At 59.1% G+C, this 3,490-nt stretch carries 3 protein-coding genes; all 3 read left to right on the top strand.

Going from position 1 to position 3,490, the window contains the following annotated elements:
* The first annotated feature begins 82 nt into the window (after positions 1-82).
* A complete protein-coding gene (locus tag L692_RS0111010; RefSeq protein WP_025699817.1) occupies positions 83-874 on the top strand; it encodes an energy-coupling factor transporter transmembrane component T family protein in 792 nt (263 codons plus the stop codon).
* A 44-nt stretch (positions 875-918) separates the two neighbouring features.
* Positions 919-2,850, top strand: a complete 1,932-nt coding sequence (locus L692_RS0111005; RefSeq protein ID WP_025699815.1) for a peptidase U32 family protein — start codon at positions 919-921, stop codon at positions 2,848-2,850.
* Between the two features lie 18 nt (positions 2,851-2,868).
* A partial coding sequence (locus L692_RS0111000) for an aminotransferase class III-fold pyridoxal phosphate-dependent enzyme (RefSeq protein ID WP_025699814.1) occupies positions 2,869-3,490 on the top strand: 622 nt, incomplete at its 3' end.

Genomic DNA, 3,490 nt, shown 5'->3' with positions numbered 1-3,490 from the left:
CTGACGGCGGAAGGGCTGGCGGAGCTGATTCTGTCCAGAAGGGGCGGGAGCGCCGCCCGCGCGGAAGACAAGGGGGCCGGCCATGAATGAGCGCTTGCTGCTCGGCAGAAGCATTGAGACCGGCTCCTGGATACATAAGCTTGACCCCCGGTCCAAGCTCATCGGGATGCTGCTGTACGTCGCCGCCATTCTGCTGTCCCGGTCCTGGGCAGCTATGGGGCTGCTTGCCCTGTTCTCGGTAACGGTGGCGGCTTCAACCCGGATTCCGCTGAAATATTATCTGAAAGCGGCCAAGCCGCTGCGATATTTAATGCTGTTTATTTTTATCGTTCAATTGATATCGGTCAAGGAAGGAGCGGTATGGCTGACGATCGGCCCGTACTCCCTGCACGGGGAGGGGCTCAGGCTCGGCGCGTTCGCGGCAGCCCGCACGTTCCTGCTGGTGGCCTTCACCGCTCTGCTGACGTTCACGACCACTCCGGCCCGTCTGAATCAGGGGCTTGAGGGGATTCTGTCGCCTCTCCGGTTCATCGGACTTTCGCCGGGCCGCTTTACGCTGATGGTCAGCCTCGCCCTGCGGTTCATTCCGACCATATTGGAAGAGGCGCAGATTATTCTGAAGGCGCAGGCCTCGCGGGGCGCCGATCTCAGTGAGCTGCCGATGAAGGAGAAGGGCCGGATGCTGGTGACGCTGCTCGTGCCCGTTATTGCCGGAGCGTTCCGGCGCGCCCAGGACCTGGTCTATTCCATGGAAGCCCGCGGCTTCCAAATGGACGCCCCCCGTTCGCGGTATCGGCGTCTGAGGTGGGGCGGGGCTGATACTTTTTTTATCGCGATGTTCATCCTGCTGGGCATCGCCGCAGCCATCCTGTGAGCAGGGAAGTCATCAGGGGAGTCACTTAAGGGGGAGAAACAAGAATGACGCGTTATTTTAACGGAAGAGAAATTGAGCTGCTGGCGCCGGCCGGCACCTTCGAGATTTTCAAAGAGGTGGTGAAGTCCCGCTGTGATGCGGTCTATCTGGGCGGACCGGTGCTCAATATGAGAATGATGCGCAAGGGCTACAACTTGTCTCATGAGGAGATTGCGGAGGCGCTGTCCATCGCTCATGGCCTTGGAAAAAAGGTGTACATTACTGTCAACAACCTGTTCAGCGAGCAGGAGACGGTGGAAGCCCGCGAATATCTCGCTTTTCTGAACGGCGTCCGTCCGGATGCGCTGATTGTGCAGGATATGGCGGTGCTGGAGCTGATTCGGGAAATGGGGCTTACACTGCCTGTCCACTCTTCGGTCATGATGAATGTGCATAATCTGGAGATGATTTACGCGCTGCGCGATCTCGGCGTTAGCCGGGTGGTCACCTCGCGGGAGATGGATCTCAAGACGGCGAAGCTGCTGGGCGCAAGGAGCGGGATGGAGCTGGAGTATTTTATCCATGGCGATATGTGCTCGGTTCACGGGGCGAACTGCTATTACAGCTCCCATGTGTTCGGAATGAGCAGCAACCGGGGCAAATGCATGAAGCCCTGCCGGTGGAATTACCGGATTAAAAAGGATGGCTATGTCTTCCCGGCGGACTACCCGCTCGCGGTCAAGGATATGTTCATGTACGAGAATCTGCCGGAGCTGATCGAGTCGGGAATCACTTCCTTCAAAATCGAAGGTCGCATGCGGGACAAGGATTTTATCGTCATGCTCGTCAACAGCTACGGCGATGCGCTCGACCGGTATATCGAAGATCCCATAGGGTTCGACCGGACAGTGGATTCGAAGCTGCTGTACCAGAACCGCAAGCGCGATTTCTCCACCGCCTACGCCTTCGGCAAGCCGGGTCTTCGGAATATAAATCGGCGGTATGAAGGTACGGGCAAGTTCTACAGCACGGGCAAGGTGTTCAGCACGCCGACGGCGGAGCGCGAGCTGTCCGAAGGCCGTGTCACGCAGCTTAAGGGACGGCTCGCGCAGACGGCGCGGCCCGGGCAGCTTCGGGTACAGCCGGAGCTTGCGGTGAGCGTCAACAATATGGCGCAGGCGAAGGCCGCGCTGGAAGCGAAGGTAGAGCATCTCTATCTGTCCGGCGACGTCTACGAGCCCGACCGTCCATTCACCAAGCGCGACATTATGGAGCTGGGCGCGATCAAGGGAGAGACGAAGCTGGTGCTGGGACTGCCGCGCATGATGACGGAGCTGCATTTTAACCAGTACGACCAATTGCTGATTCATGGAGAGCGTCTGCCGATTGACGGCCTGCTCGCAACCAACCTCGGCGCGATCCGCCGCTACAACACTTCCGGGTATCCTTTGACCGGGGATGCCAGCCTCAATATCTACAACACGCTGGCCGCCGGAATCTATGCCGGGTTTGGGCTTAAGCGGATCACCGTATCGCCGGAAATGACGCTGGAGCATTTTGGGGCCTTTGCCTCCCGCTGCCCGCTGCCGCTGGAGATGGTGGTGCACGGCACGCCTGCGCTGATGTATATGGAGCATGATCTGTATGAGAATGCCGAGGTCATGGAGCCGATCGGGGAGGAAGACAACCGCTACGTCGGCAACGATGTGCTTGTCCTGATGACCGACAAAGGGGAGAATCCGGTGTACCGCGATCAGCATGGCCGCTGTCACCTGCTGTTCTCCAAGGAGCTGTGCTATCTGCCGATGCTGGATGAGCTGAATGCGTCGGGCATCTCCAGCTTCCGCATTGAGGGAGTGACCTATACGCCGGAGCAGCTGTGTACCATCATTGCCGCGTATCAGCAGGCTATCCGGGGCGCTTCGCAGCAGGGGCTGACCTCCGGTCTGGAGCCTGTCTATGCGGGCTATACACTGGGATCGCTGCAATTCGATTAAAGAAAAGAGGGATGGGCTGTGAACGAGAACCGCATAATCGGAAGAGAGGCCGTCGCGGCCAAGCGCAGACACTATTTCTACCCCTGCACGCAGCATTTTTACCGGGATTCGCCGCAGCTTGTCCGCGGGTCGATGCAGTATGTCTATGACGAGAATGACAAAGAGTACACCGATTTCTTTGCCGGAGTGTCGGTGGTCGCCTGCGGCCACTGCAATCCGGCGATTACGGCGCGGACGATTCACCAGCTGCAGCAGTTGCAGCATACGACGACCGTGTATTTGACCCAGCCGAACGTCGATCTGGCGGAGCGGCTGGCGGAAGTGCTCCCTGGGGACTTGAGACGCACTTTCTTCGTGGGCAGCGGCTCGGAGGCGAACGAGGGGGCGCTGCTGCTGGCAAGGCTCCATACCGGACGCAAAGGATTTATTGCGCTGGAGAGCGGGCTGCATGGGCGCACCAATCTGACGATGAGCGTAACGGGGCTGCCCATGTGGCGGACCGATAAATATCTGGACGAGGATGTAACCTTCATCCGGCGTCCCTATGACCTGGACCTGACGCCGGAGCAGGCGGCGGAGCGCTCATTGGACGACCTGAAGAGGGTACTGGAGGAGAAGGGCGGGGGGATTGCCGCCATGA

It is taken from the genome of Paenibacillus forsythiae T98, from assembly GCF_000520735.1.
GTDB classification, from domain to species: domain Bacteria; phylum Bacillota; class Bacilli; order Paenibacillales; family Paenibacillaceae; genus Paenibacillus_AQ; species Paenibacillus_AQ forsythiae.
This window is presented reverse-complemented; position numbering and strand designations above follow the sequence as displayed.